The sequence below is a fragment of the Streptomyces sp. McG3 genome (genome assembly GCF_018619185.1).
Classification (GTDB): Bacteria; Actinomycetota; Actinomycetes; order Streptomycetales; family Streptomycetaceae; genus Streptomyces.
The window spans coordinates 1-12,174 of the sequence record NZ_JAAXYC010000250.1; the positions used below are offsets into that span (position 1 = coordinate 1).

Consider the following 12,174-nt stretch of genomic DNA (forward strand, 5'->3'; position numbering starts at 1 on the left):
CTCCCCGCACGCCCGGCTGTCTCCGCCTGCCCCACCAGCCCCTTCGAGGGATCGGCCCACAGGGCCTCGCCCCGCTCGACGGCGCGCTCGACCGCTCCGGCCAGGGTGTTCAGGGTGACGGTCTCCATGGCGCCCTGCTCCGGCCGCCAGTAGCCGGGGACCTTGTTGAGCCAGTGCCGGACGAAGACGTCCGGTGAACCGTCCCGGGCCGGTTCGACCATGACGACCAGACACCTGGGCACCGTCGGGTCGGGGGCGGCGGGCCGCTCCAGGCGCCGCCGGCAGTCGGCGAGCGCCTCCCGCGCCCCCGGGACCGCCGCCCGGGCGTCGTCGGCCGGGGCGGCAAGATCCCTCGCCTGCGCCCAGCGGTCCGCCCACCGGCGCAGCGCCGCGCCCTGCTCGGCGGAGAGGGCGGCGGCCGCCTCGACGAGGACGACGGCTGCGGGGAGGCCGTCGGCGCGTGCGGTCATGTCCAGTGCGTGGTCGAAGAGTTCGGCCGGTGCTCCGTGGTCCGGCAGGTCCCCGGGCAGTTCGTCGCCGAGGAGGGCGGCGAGGCGCCCGCCGTCGATGTCCTTCGCCTCGCCCAGCAGCCGGCGCGCCTGCCGGGCGATGTCCTCGGCGAAGACGGGCGCGGGCCAGGGCCCCGGCCGGCCGCCGTCGGTCCGGATGCCGGCCTCGGCGGCGATCCGTTCGGCGTCGTCCTCGCCGGAGACGGTGCGGACCGCGTAGACGAGCGCCTCGGGGCCGCCGGGCCGGTGGATCACCTTGCGGACCAGATGGGTCATGTCGATCCGGGGCGTGCTGTCCGGGTAGGTCAGTTCGACGCCGAGCCGGTACTCCACCGTGCTCACGAACTCGCCGCGCTGGCTTCGGTCCTTGACGCAGTCGAGCAGGGTCAGCGCGTCGACCAGGATCTGCATCAGGTCCGGTCCCGGGTGCCTGTGCGGGACAGCATTCATCGCCGACCATCCCCCGCCGAGTCGGTCCAACTCACATGACTGAACGCGAAGTTACCACGATTGAATCTTCGGCAACCAGGATCCTCACGCGCCCTCGCGGCCCTGTGCGGAGCGCTGCTCAGGCCCTGGACGCGGGCTCGGCGGGGCGGTCCCGCCGGAACGCCAGGTCCCGCTCACGGACCAGGCCGCCGGGGCCCGCCGACCGGAGCACCACGTCCAGGGCGCGGTCGGGGTCGGCGGCGTACACGGTGCTGAACCAGGCCATGTTGGCCTCGACGACCGCCCAGCCGGCTTCCCGGCCGGGGCGGCGCATCCGTCCGACGTCCACGACGACGGCTCCGGGCAGGGTGTCCCCGCACTCCTCGGTGAGCCGGCCGGCGAAAGCGCGTACGGCGGTCTCCTGGGGGTGACCGGCCAGTGGGGCAGCGTCGAGCCGGCCGTGCACGGCGTAGCGCGATCCGGTGCGGACCTCGCCGTCGAGCAGGAAGAGTCTGAACTCATCCTCCCAGCCGACGACTTCGCTGATCTGGATGAGCGGGTCGCCGGAGCCCGGCGGAGGCTGCGGGAGAGAGGCGCCGTCCGGGTGGACGGCGGCGGGGAAGCTCTTGTCGGTGGGTGGCTTGACGAAGAGCGGGCCGGTACGGCGGCGGGCTTCGGAGAGGGGCACCCGGCTGACGCTCCGGCCGGTGAAGGCGCCCGGAAGGGCGTCCAGCCACCCGTCGTGCGGCTCCAGGAGCGCCACCCCGAGCGGACCCGCGACCCGGGCACCGAAGCACGGCCCTCCGTAGTAGTGCCCGTCTCCCCTCCCCCGGTACCGCTCGGGAACTCCGTCGGCGGGCAGCACGGTCACCTCCATGCCACGCCGGCGTGCCGCGTCGGACAGCAGGGAAGCCGTGCCGGAGCGATGCGGTGGGAGCGCCAGGAAGCCGGGTCCGGACGGCATACGCCTTCCCCCCCTCCTTCCTCTCCGCCGGCCTCGCCGTCAGCCCAGGAGGACCGGGAAGGCGGCCATGTCGTTCTGCGTCATCACCGGAAGCTTGCTGATCTCCTCGTCCGGGACGGCGAGGCGGAGTCCGGGGAAACGCGCGAACAGGGCGGGCAGCGCGATGCCCGCCTCGACGCGGGACAGGGCCGCCCCGGGGCAGATGTGCGGGCCGTGGCCGAAGGTCATGTGGCGGTTCCGGGTGGGCCGGGTGATGTCGAAGGCGTCGGCGTCGGGGCCGTGCTGCCCGATGTCGCGTCCGATGGCCCGGTAGGAGACGACGACTCCCTCGCCCTTGCGGATCACGTCGTCGCCGACGGTGATGTCCTCGGTGGCGAACCGCATCAGCAGGTGGGTGGTGGGGGTGTCCCAGCGCAGCGTCTCCTCGATCACCGCGTCCCAGCCGGCCTCCCCGGAGAGCACCATGCGCAGCTGGTCCGGGTGGGAGAGGAGGGCGCGCACGGCGTTGAGGACGAGGCCGATGGTGGTCTCGTGCCCGGCGGCGACCATGGCCTTGAGGTTGCCCACCACCTCCTCCTCGGTGAGCGGCTCGCCGCCCTCCTCGGCCAGGATCAGCGCACTGGTGAGGTCGTCCGTGGGCCGGGCGGTCTTCTCCCGTACGAGGTCGGTGTAGAAGACGTCCAACTCGGCGAGCAGCGCGAGGCGTTCGTCCTGCGGGGTGAGCATGGAGAAGAACGCCTTGTACTGCCTGGTCAGCATGGCGTGCTGGGACTCGTCCACACCCATGAGCATGCCCACCACCCGCATCGGCAGCGGCTGGGCGAAGACCGCCTTCAGGTCGACGACCCCGTCGTCCCCCTGCGCGGCGTCGAGGGCGTCCAGCAGTTCCTGGGTGAACTTCTCGATCTCCGGCCGGATCGCCTCCAGGCGGCGGGGGGTGAGCGCCTGCGAGGTCTTGGTGCGCAGCCGCCGGTGTTCGGCCCCGTCGACGGTGAACATGGAGCGCCCGGCGTCGATCATGCCGATCAGCGGCCACGCGTGGGTCACCGCGCCGCTCTGCCAGAGGCCCCAGGCGTCGATGTCCTTCACCAGTCGCGGGTCGAGGAGGAGTTGGCGTGCCTCGGCGTGCCGGGTGACCGTCCAGGCCGGTACGCCGAGCAGGTCGATCCGGGCGAGGACCCCGGCGTCGCGCAGCCGCGCGGTCTCGCCGTCCAGGTCCTGGACCATGGGGTCGATGACGACGGTCCCGGCGCCCCGGTCGGCCGGCGCGGCGGCAGTGTGCGGGCAGTTCACAACGCGTCTCCTGTCGTGCGTACGGGAGTGAAGCGGACGGGCAGGGCGATCGACCCGCGCAGGAACGCGGACGGCCGGCGGACCAGTTCGGAGGCGGGGACGGCCAGTTCGAGGTCGGGCAGCCGGTCGAGCAGCACCTCGATGCCGGTACGGGCGATGATCTCGGCGATCTCCTGGGCGGGGAAGGGGCAGCGGTACTCGCCGTGGCTGAAGGCCAGGTGCGCGCTGTTGCCGCCCTGCCCGGAGCGGACGGCGGAGGCGGTGACCTGCTGCCGGATGTGCGGGTCGGCGTTGGCCGCGCCGAGACCGAGGAGCAGCATGTCGCCGCGCGCGATGTCCCGGCCGCCGAGCCGGGCGTCGCGCGCGGCCCAGCGACCGGCCAGGATCTGGGTGGGGCCGTCCTCCCAGAGCACCTCGTTCATGGCCTCGGCGACACTGTGCCGGCCGCCGGACAGGGCGTCGGCGAACTGGTCCTCGGTGAGCATCAGCCGGGTGGAGTTGCTGATCCAGTCGGCGGTGGTCAGGTGCCCGGCGGCCGTGATGGCCATCAGGTCGAGCGCGTACTCCTCGTCCGTGAACGGTTCGGGGTGGGCGAGCATCCGGGAGGTCACGTCGTCGCCGGGCCGCGCCCGCTTCGCAGCCACGAGGCGGTGCATGTGCTCACCGAAGCTCAGGTGCGCCTTCTGCGCGCCGGGGCCGCCGTCGGCGAGGTCCTTGAGCACCCGCGCGATGTCGGCGCCCTCGTCGTCGGGGAAGCCGACGAGCCGGGCGAGCACGAGGACGGGCAGCGGCTCGGCGAACTCGGCGACGAGGTCGGCGGTGCCCCGGGTGCAGACGGCGTCGATGAGGCGGTCGGCCAACTGCTCGCAGTGCTGCCGGATCTCGAAGGGGTCCGCCCCTTCGAGAGCCGGTACGACCATGCCGACGTGGCGCCGGTGCTCGGCCCCGGCGGTGAAGTAGATGGACGGCATGGGGGTGCCCACCATGGGCAGCAGCGGCCAGTCGGCGGGGACGTGTCCCCACTGGTTCCACAGGGAGACGTCCCGGGGGAACAGTTCCCCGTCGCTGGTGACCTGGTGGAGTTCCCGGTAGCCGACCACCAGCCAGGCCGGAAAGCCGCCGGGCAGTTCGACGGGGACGACGGGCCCGTGGTCGCGCCGCATGGACCGGTAGAGCTCCTGCGGCTCGGTGGGGAAGCCGGGCCCGCCGAGCGCGACGGCGCCCGTACCGGCGCCCACGGGGCAGCCTCCTCCGGTGCCGGCCGTGGACGCGGGCGTGGCGGACGAGGGGTTCGTCATCGTACGGACTCCAGGGGCGGCGGCTTCGCGCGTTGCGACCATACGATCAACGCGGCACCACTATAAGGAGGTTGCGTGAATCACCGGAGCTGTTCGCGCTCATTTTCGCCAGAACTCCGAACGATTCGACCTCACGTTCCGCCCGTTCTCCCGTGACATCTGCGCACCTTTGATCACAAGGTCGGCATCGTCGTGGGGCTCGGCCGAGCACCGGCGGCCGTCGGTCCCGGTCGGGGCCGCGTCCGGGACGTGAACGGCGCGGGGGGCCGCCCCGGGCTCGCACCGTGATCCCACCGCTCTACGATCGGGGCGTGTGCGCTGACGTCATGGTTGCCGAGGACGACGAGAAGCAGGCCGAGCTCGTACGCCGCTATCTGGAACGGGAAGGACACGCCGTACGGATCGTGGGCGACGGCCTCGCCGCGCTCGAAGCCGTCCGGCACCAGGAACCCGACCTGCTCGTCCTCGATGTGATGATGCCCCGGGCCGACGGCCTGGACGTGGTGCGGGTGCTGCGGTCCGAGAGCCGCGAGCTGCCGGTCCTGATGCTGACCGCCCGCTCGACCGAGGACGACCTCCTGCTCGGTCTCGACCTCGGTGCCGACGACTACATGACCAAGCCCTACAGTCCGCGCGAGCTGATGGCCCGCGTCCGTACCCTGCTGCGGCGTACCCGGCGCACCGCCGCCCCGGAGCCGGTGGCCGAGGACCCGGTCCTGCGTGTCGGCGCCCTCGTGGTCGACCCGGCGCGGCACGAGGTGTCCGTGGGCGGCGGGGCGGTGGAGTGCACCCCGGGCGAGTTCCGGATCCTGGCAGCCCTGGCGGCGGGACCGGACCGCGTGTTCAGCCGTCAGCGGCTGCTGGAGGAGCTCCACGGGTTCGACCGCTACATCAGCGCCCGGACCGTCGACGTGCACGTCATGAACCTGCGCAAGAAGATCGAACGGGCCCCGCGGCGGCCGGAGCGCCTGCTCACCGTGTTCGGCGTCGGCTACAAGCTCACCGATCCGGCGAAGGCGGTCCGGCGTGCGTAGGGTGCGCGGCGGGAACCACGGGGCGGCCGGGCACGGGACGGACCGGGACGGCGAGGCCCCCGGCCGACGCGACGGCCGGCGGGAGACACCGGGCCGGGCACGGTTGCCGCTGCGCCGGAGCCTGCTGGGGCGGCTGCTCGCCGTTTCGGCGCTGGTGGCCGCGTGTTCGGTGGCGGCCACCGCCTGGATCGCCGTGCAGACCACCTCGGGTGCGATCAAGCAGGAGCAGGGGCAGAACCTCACCGCGGACGCCCGGATCTACGACACCCTGCTGGACTACGCCGCCCGCAATCCGACCTGGGACGGGGTCGGTGCGACGGTGCGCGAGCTGGCCCGGGAGTCGGGCCGCCGTGTCGCCCTGACCACGCAGGGCAGGCAACCGCTCGCCGACTCGGCCACCGCGGAGACCGCCCCGGCACTTCCGCCGCAGGCGTCCGCCGTGGTCGACCCGTTGTCCGTGGACACCGTCCTGGCGGCGCGCGGGACCGACGGGCAGGGCACGGCGGCCGACCGCATCGACCCCCGGGCGGTGGGGCCGTTCCGGCTGTCGACGGCCGACAGCAAGGCGCTGCGGCGGACCGCCGACAGCAAGGTGGAGTGCCTGAACCGGGCGGGCATCGCCTCGGACGTGGTGGTCGGCCCGAGCGGCCGTTCCCGGGTGCAGATCGTGGGCAACGACCCCGAGCGCGCCCTCGGCACCCGCTGCGATCTCGCCGCACTGGACACGCCGACCCGTTCGGAACAGAAGGCGCTCGACGCGCTTACCGGGCTGGCCGACGCCTGCCTGAAGCGCCAGGGCCGCGAGGGCGTCCAGCTGAACGGCGATCTGTCCTGGGGGGATCCGGCCTCCTCGGTCGTGCCGGGCGAGGAGGCCGGACCGCTGGTGCCACGGGTGCCGTTGCCGGCGCCGGCGCCGAGCGACGCCCCCGTGGAGGACGCCGCGCCGTCCGTCGTCACGCCGGAGCGCACGGGCGAGAACGACCGGGCCATCGCGTCCTGTGTGAGCGCGGCCCGCGGCGAACAGCTCAGCTCGTACGTGTCCTCCCCCGCCCTCCTCTTCATCGGCGACGAGGGCGGCGCGACGCTGCCCGGGTTCGACCTGTCCCCCGCGAACACCGCCAGGATCGCCGGGGCCGCGGCGCTCGTGCTGGCCCTCACCGTGGGCGCGTCGGTGTTCGCGGGGGCCCGGCTGGTGCGCCCGCTGCACGCGCTGACCGGCGCCGCGCAGCGTATGCGCGACGGGGAGCAGCCGGAGTCGGTGCCCGTCTCCGGGGACGACGAGGTCGGCCGGCTCGCCGCGGCGTTCAACGACATGTCCGCGCACCGGGCGCGGCTGGAGGAGCAGCGCAAGGCCATGGTGAGCGATGTCGCCCATGAACTGCGCACCCCGCTGAGCAACATCCGCGGCTGGCTGGAGGCCGCCCAGGACGGACTCGCCGACCCCGACCCGGCGTTCGTCTCCTCGCTGCTGGAGGAGGCCGTGCTGCTCCAGCACATCATCGACGACCTCCAGGACCTGGCCGCCGCCGACGCCGGGGTGCTGCGGCTGCACCCCGGACCCGTCGAGGCCCGGGAGCTGCTGAGCCAGGTCGCCGCCGCCCACCAGGCGCGGGCGGAGAACGCGGGCGTCACCCTCGCCGTCGCGGGCTCCGCCCCGGGGCCGGCCCTGCGCGCCGACCCGGTCAGGCTCCGGCAGGCGGTGGGCAACCTGGTGTCCAACGCCGTACGGCACACGCCCGCGGGCGGGCGGGTGACGCTGCGCGCGTACGCCGCCGAGGAGGGCGACGGGGCGGTGCTGGTCGAGGTGGCGGACACCGGTTCCGGCATCCCGTCCGAGGACCTTCCGCATGTCTTCGACCGGTTCTGGCGCGCGGAGAAGTCCCGCAGCCGCCGTACGGGCGGCAGCGGCCTGGGCCTCGCCATCGTCCGCAAACTGGTCGAGGCCCACGGCGGCACGGTGGACGCGGCGAGCGTCGAGGGCGAGGGGTCGACGTTCGTCCTCCGGCTGCCCGGAACCGGGCCGTCCGGCCCCTGATGGGATGACCACAGCGCTCTGACAGCTTCTTCATATCTCCACGCCAGCCTGGCGGCATGCCCCGTCCCCGGTGCGAACCCGCATCCGGGACCGTCACGGGGCCGAGTATGGAATGGAGCCATCCGTATGACCGCTTTCCCCTCTCGCCGCACCCTGCGTGCCGCCGTCCTGGCCGCCGTCGCGGCCGGCGCGGTGCTGGTCCCGTCCGCCGCCGCGTTCGCCGACGCCTCCCCGAAGTCGTCGGAGCCCGCCGTGGTCGACCTGTCCTCGAAGCCCTCCGAGGCCCCCACCAAGACCCCGGAGGACGCGGGCCCGGCGGTCGCCCCGCGCGGCGGCGTGGCAGCGGGCGACCGCCCGGCGCCCGCACCCAAGGAGGCCGGACCCGCGGAGGCCGCACCCGCGGTGACCCCGCGCGGCGGCGTGGCAGCGGGCGACCGCCCGGCGCCCGCGCCGAAGGACGCGGGCCCGGCGGTGACCCCGCGCGGCGGTGTCGCCGCGGGTGAGCGCCCCGCCGGCGGCGGCGACAACAGCACTGCGGTGCTGGCCGGTTCGGTGGCCGGGACCGCGCTGCTCGCGGGTGTGGGCACGATCGTGCTGCGCCGCCGCTCGTCGGCCGGCCTCGACGGCTGACCCGCACCGCTCACCACCGCTGACCGTGGCGCCGCCCCGAACCGGGGCGGCGCCACGCCCGCGCACCGGCCCGCACCGCCCCGTCCCGCCCCGATCCCGGAGTTCTCTGTGCCGTCCCGTACGCCCCACCGCTTCCGGCGGACCACCGCCCTGTTGACCGCCGTCGCGGCCTGCGTCGCCCTGGCGGGGTGCTCGTCCGCCGAGCCCGCCGCCTCGTCCTCCTCCGCCGCGTCGGGCGCGCCCTCCGCCCCGGCCTCTGCCGCACAGGGCGAGGCGGCGTCCGGATCGAGCGGACCGACCGGATCGACCGAGCCGTCCAGCACCGACGAACCACGTCAGCCCGGCCCCGCCCACGTCTCCATCCCCTCGATCGGTATACAGAGCACGCTCATGGAGCTGGGGCTCAACGCGGACGGAACGGTCGAGGTCCCGCCCGCGGACCAGGGCATGACGGCCGGCTGGTACACCGGCGGGTCCGTGCCCGGGGAACCTGGGCCGGCCGTCTTGATCGGCCACAACGACACCCGCTTCGGCCGGGCCGTCTTCCACGACCTCAAAGACATCCGCGAGGGCGCCGAGGTGCTGGTCCGCGACGGAGCGGGCACGACCCTGCGCTTCACGGTCACGGGCAAGGAGACGGTCAGCAAGAAGGCGTTCCCCACCGAGAAGGTCTACGGCCCGACGAAGGACAGCACACTGCGGCTCATCACCTGCGACGGGGAGTTCGACGCGGAGGGCCATCCCGTCGACAACCTCATCGTGTACGGCGCCCTCGCCTGAACGTGTCTGCCGCCATGGGGATCCCGCGAGCGACGGCCAGCACGTGGCGGTGGCAGCCCAGCGGGTCAGGACACCTGGTCCGGGACGGAGAAGCCCTCGGGCGGCACGCCCTCGACGAACAGCATCCCCACCCCGACCTTGCCTTCACGGATCTTCCGGGCCCTTCGGTACGCGGGCGAGCCGTACCACTCTTGGATCCGGTCCATGTCGGGAAACTCGATGACCACGACACGGGAGGAATTCCAGACGCCCTCGACGGGCTCGGGCGTGGAGCCCGCGATCAGGTAACGGCCGCCGTGGTCGAGGACGGACTCCTGGGCCACCGACGCGTAGGCCAGGCCCGCCTCCTCGTCCAGCACATCGACGTTGACGATGACGTAAGCGGACATGGGATTCCCTTGTTCAGCCGGACACGGCACGCACGGATCACGGTCGAGGCTACGGCTCGACGCCGTCGCGGCCGGCAGCACGGCCCGCTGCCCGCGGGGCCACCGGTCGGGTGGCGACCGGTCGGCGACGGATGGCAGCCGGCCGGACAGACTCGTGCCACCCGATGTCTACCCGTCGGTAACTCCCGCTGCTTGGATGGGGTCGACCGGTACGCCCCCCACTCGACCACAGGAGACCCCGTGCCGAACACCGCGTTCCGCCGCCTGACCGGCGTGGCCTTGTCCGCCACCCTCGCCACCGTCACCCTCGCCGTGAACGCACCGCAGGCGACGGCTGCCGAGACCCCGTCGCTGCGGGTGCTCTCGTACAACGCGTTCATCTTCAGCAAGACCCTGTACCCCAACTGGGGCCAGGACCACCGGGCGGCCGAGATCCCGAAGACGTCGTTCTTCCAGGGCAATGACGTCGTGGTGATCCAGGAGGCCTTCGACAACGGGGCCTCCGACGCGCTGCTGCGGAACTCCGCGTCCCGGTACCCGTACCAGACCCCGGTGGTCGGCCGGAGCAAGAGCGGCTGGGACGCGACGGGCGGCTCGTACGCGGCGGCGACGCCGGAGGACGGCGGCGTCACGATCCTGAGCAAGTGGCCGATCGTGCGCAAGGAGCAGTTCGTCTTCAAGGACGCCTGCGGCGGCGACTGGTTCTCGAACAAGGGCTTCGCCTACACGGTGCTGAACGTCAACGGCGCCCGGGTCCACGTCGTCGGCACCCACGCCCAGTCGACCGACCCCGGCTGCTCGGCGGGCCAGGCGGCACAGGTGCGCAGCCGGCAGTTCCGGCAGATGGACGCGTTCCTCGACGCGAAGACCATCCCGGCCTCGGAACAGGTCGTCGTGGCGGGCGACTTCAACGTCGACGGGCACTCGGCGGAGTACGCCTCGTTCCTCTCCGACGCGGGCCTGAGCGCACCGGAGACCCGGACGGGCCACCCGTACTCCTTCGACACCCGCGACAACTCCATAGCCTCCGAGCGCTACCCGGACGACCCGCGCGAGGACCTGGACCACGTCCTGCACCGCACGGGCCACGCCAAGCCGGCGGGCTGGAAGAACGACGTGATCAAGGAGGAGAGCGCCCCCTGGACCGTGTCCAGCTGGGGCAAGGACTACACCTACACGAACCTCTCGGACCACTACCCGGTGATCGGCTCCGGCCGGTAGCCGCACCGTGACGCCGCCGTCCCCTCCGCTCGTCGCCGGAGGGGACGGCGCGTCGCCCGGCTCCTGCCGATACATCGTGGCCAGCGCTTGTGTCGGGGAGCGCGAGAGGGCCGATACGGACGAGGAGCAGGACCGGTGGGTACGGGTGCCGGTCGGGGACGACGCGGCGCGCTGGGCCACACGGGTGCGATGCCGTCGCGTCCTGCTCGTCGTCCACAACGTCACCTCCGCGACCCGGCTGCTCGACGTCCTGCCGCTGTTCGACCTCGGGGTGCAGCCCCTCGCCACCTGTACGGGGTCCTCGGCCTTCCGATCGGGCGTCGCGGAACTGCTCGCGGACACGGGGGTGCCCGTACTGCCGTGGGAACAGGCCCTCGCGACACCGGTGGACCTTGCGATCCCGGCCAGCTTCGGCGGGGAACTCAGCGCGATCCAGGGGCCGTTGCTCATACTTTCGCAGGACCACGCCCGACTCGACGCGCGGGCACCCCTGCGCGGCCAACTGGACACGCTGATCGACAGGCACATCCCGCAGCCGGGGCCGATACGCTTCACCTCTTCCGTGCCCGGCGAGGCGGCGGTACGGCTGAGGCGGGCCTTCTACTAGCTGATGGCCGCCCCCGAGCCACCGGGCCCCGCCCTGCTCCTGCCGCTGCCGCTGCCGGACCCGGAACCCGCCCTGCGTACGGCTCCCCTGTACGTACTGACGCGCTGCCTCGCGGGGCCGGAGGTCGTGGTGACCCGGTATGCCGATCCCGCCCGGGAGCCCGGCGGGGCTGGGGACGCCCATCCGGCCGTCCATGAGGACACCCGCGATCCGGTCCAACTCGACCTGGCCGACGTCGTCTTCCGGGACGGCGCTCCGGACGACCCGTGGTTCGGGCCGCCCGGCCGATGGGCCGCCGAGGTACTGGACAGACACCCGCACTGCGCACTCGCCGCCTACGTCACCGGGCCCTCGACCTGCCTCGTCCGGACCCGCGACGGATCAACGCTAGCCGCTGGCACGGCCCGCTGACGGGCTGCCAGGAGACCGGAGAGGCCCTCCGGGGCCTTCCGGGGGCGGTCCGGGATGCTGTGCGGAAACGAACGAAACACACCGAAGGAGTCACTCGTGAGTGATCCGCAGCCGTTCACGCTCATCCCGGGAGCCGCCGACTCACCGGTCCTCCTGCACATCCCGCACGGGTCCCGCCGCATCCCGCGAGAGGTGCGCGAGGGGATCACGTTGGACGGTGCCGCCCTGGAACGCGAGCTCGACCACATCACCGACTCCCACACCGCCGAACTGGCAGCCGCGGCAACGACTGTCGCCCCGGCTGCCCCGTGGCGCTTCGTCAACAACCTCTCCCGGCTGGTCGTCGACCCGGAACGCTTCCCGGACGGGCGGGAGGAGATGCTCGCCGTCGGCATGGGCGCCGTCTACACCCGCACCACCCACCGCGAACCGCTCCGCCCGCCCGGGACGGACCCGGGCCCCTTGCTGGACGCGTACTTCCACCCGTACGCCGCCGCGATGACGGCGGCGGTCGAGTCGCGCCTCGCCGCTGCGGGCCGCGCGGTGATCATCGACGTCCACTCGTACCCGACCC

General features: G+C 73.3%; 12 protein-coding genes and 1 pseudogene. 8 read left to right on the top strand and 5 right to left on the bottom strand.

Translation table 11 applies throughout. From position 1 onward, the window contains the following. The 4 genes and pseudogenes from HET64_RS29435 to HET64_RS29450 form a co-directional block, all read right to left on the bottom strand. Positions 1 to 959: pseudogene (locus HET64_RS29435) on the bottom strand (hypothetical protein); the annotation flags it as partial. A 118-nt stretch (positions 960 to 1,077) separates the two neighbouring features. Next, positions 1,078 to 1,902, bottom strand: a complete 825-nt coding sequence (locus HET64_RS29440; protein ID WP_215110196.1) for an ATP-grasp domain-containing protein — start codon at positions 1,900 to 1,902, stop codon at positions 1,078 to 1,080. A gap of 39 nt (positions 1,903 to 1,941) precedes the next feature. Then, positions 1,942 to 3,195 (bottom strand): cytochrome P450, encoded by a 1,254-nt coding sequence (locus HET64_RS29445; RefSeq protein WP_215110197.1) that lies wholly within the window; start codon positions 3,193 to 3,195, stop codon positions 1,942 to 1,944. Then, positions 3,192 to 4,493 carry a cytochrome P450 gene (locus tag HET64_RS29450; RefSeq protein WP_215110198.1) on the bottom strand — a complete coding sequence of 434 codons (1,302 nt, stop codon included), beginning with the start codon at positions 4,491 to 4,493 and terminating at the stop codon, positions 3,192 to 3,194. Before HET64_RS29450 ends, HET64_RS29445 begins: the two co-directional genes overlap by 4 nt. Positions 4,494 to 4,819: 326 nt before the next feature. On the opposite strand from HET64_RS29450, the gene HET64_RS29455 reads away from it, so the two are divergent. From HET64_RS29455 to HET64_RS29470, 4 genes are all read left to right on the top strand, one after another. Then, positions 4,820 to 5,527 carry a response regulator transcription factor gene (locus HET64_RS29455; protein ID WP_215110204.1) on the top strand — a complete coding sequence of 236 codons (708 nt, stop codon included), beginning with the start codon at positions 4,820 to 4,822 and terminating at the stop codon, positions 5,525 to 5,527. A gap of 1 nt (position 5,528) precedes the next feature. Next, entirely contained in the window at positions 5,529 to 7,562 is a 2,034-nt protein-coding gene (locus tag HET64_RS29460) for a sensor histidine kinase (RefSeq protein ID WP_374105585.1), read from the top strand. 126 nt (positions 7,563 to 7,688) lie between these two features. Next, positions 7,689 to 8,192 (top strand): hypothetical protein, encoded by a 504-nt coding sequence (locus tag HET64_RS29465; RefSeq protein ID WP_215110199.1) that lies wholly within the window; start codon positions 7,689 to 7,691, stop codon positions 8,190 to 8,192. A gap of 108 nt (positions 8,193 to 8,300) precedes the next feature. Further along, positions 8,301 to 8,972, top strand: coding sequence for a class F sortase (locus HET64_RS29470; protein ID WP_215110200.1), 672 nt, complete (start codon positions 8,301 to 8,303; stop codon positions 8,970 to 8,972). Between the two features lie 65 nt (positions 8,973 to 9,037). Here the strand turns inward: HET64_RS29470 and HET64_RS29475 are convergent, their stop codons facing one another. Further along, entirely contained in the window at positions 9,038 to 9,361 is a 324-nt protein-coding gene (locus HET64_RS29475; RefSeq protein ID WP_215110201.1) for a DUF1330 domain-containing protein, read from the bottom strand. Between the two features lie 240 nt (positions 9,362 to 9,601). Here HET64_RS29475 and sph point away from each other — a divergent pair, with 240 nt between their 5' ends. From sph to HET64_RS29490, 4 genes are all read left to right on the top strand, one after another. Beyond that, on the top strand, positions 9,602 to 10,582 hold the full coding sequence (gene sph / locus HET64_RS29480; RefSeq protein WP_215110202.1) for a sphingomyelin phosphodiesterase: 981 nt from the start codon (positions 9,602 to 9,604) through the stop codon (positions 10,580 to 10,582). Between the two features lie 76 nt (positions 10,583 to 10,658). Beyond that, positions 10,659 to 11,189, top strand: coding sequence for a hypothetical protein (locus tag HET64_RS40155; RefSeq protein WP_374105583.1), 531 nt, complete (start codon positions 10,659 to 10,661; stop codon positions 11,187 to 11,189). 3 nt (positions 11,190 to 11,192) lie between these two features. Further along, positions 11,193 to 11,600 carry a hypothetical protein gene (locus tag HET64_RS40160; RefSeq protein WP_374105584.1) on the top strand — a complete coding sequence of 136 codons (408 nt, stop codon included), beginning with the start codon at positions 11,193 to 11,195 and terminating at the stop codon, positions 11,598 to 11,600. A 54-nt stretch (positions 11,601 to 11,654) separates the two neighbouring features. Beyond that, positions 11,655 to 12,174: N-formylglutamate amidohydrolase (locus HET64_RS29490; protein WP_215110203.1), on the top strand; the 520-nt coding region annotated here is incomplete at its 3' end.

Bases quoted from the DNA above. Each gene is read 5' to 3' on its own strand.
- HET64_RS29450 (WP_215110198.1), bottom strand. From the start codon at position 4,493: ATGACGAACCCCTCGTCCGCCACGCCCGCGTCCACGGCCGGCACCGGA.
- HET64_RS29455 (WP_215110204.1), top strand. From the start codon at position 4,820: ATGGTTGCCGAGGACGACGAGAAGCAGGCCGAGCTCGTACGCCGCTAT.
- HET64_RS29440 (WP_215110196.1), bottom strand. From the start codon at position 1,902: ATGCCGTCCGGACCCGGCTTCCTGGCGCTCCCACCGCATCGCTCCGGC.
- HET64_RS29475 (WP_215110201.1), bottom strand. From the start codon at position 9,361: ATGTCCGCTTACGTCATCGTCAACGTCGATGTGCTGGACGAGGAGGCG.
- HET64_RS29465 (WP_215110199.1), top strand. From the start codon at position 7,689: ATGACCGCTTTCCCCTCTCGCCGCACCCTGCGTGCCGCCGTCCTGGCC.
- HET64_RS40160 (WP_374105584.1), top strand. From the start codon at position 11,193: ATGGCCGCCCCCGAGCCACCGGGCCCCGCCCTGCTCCTGCCGCTGCCG.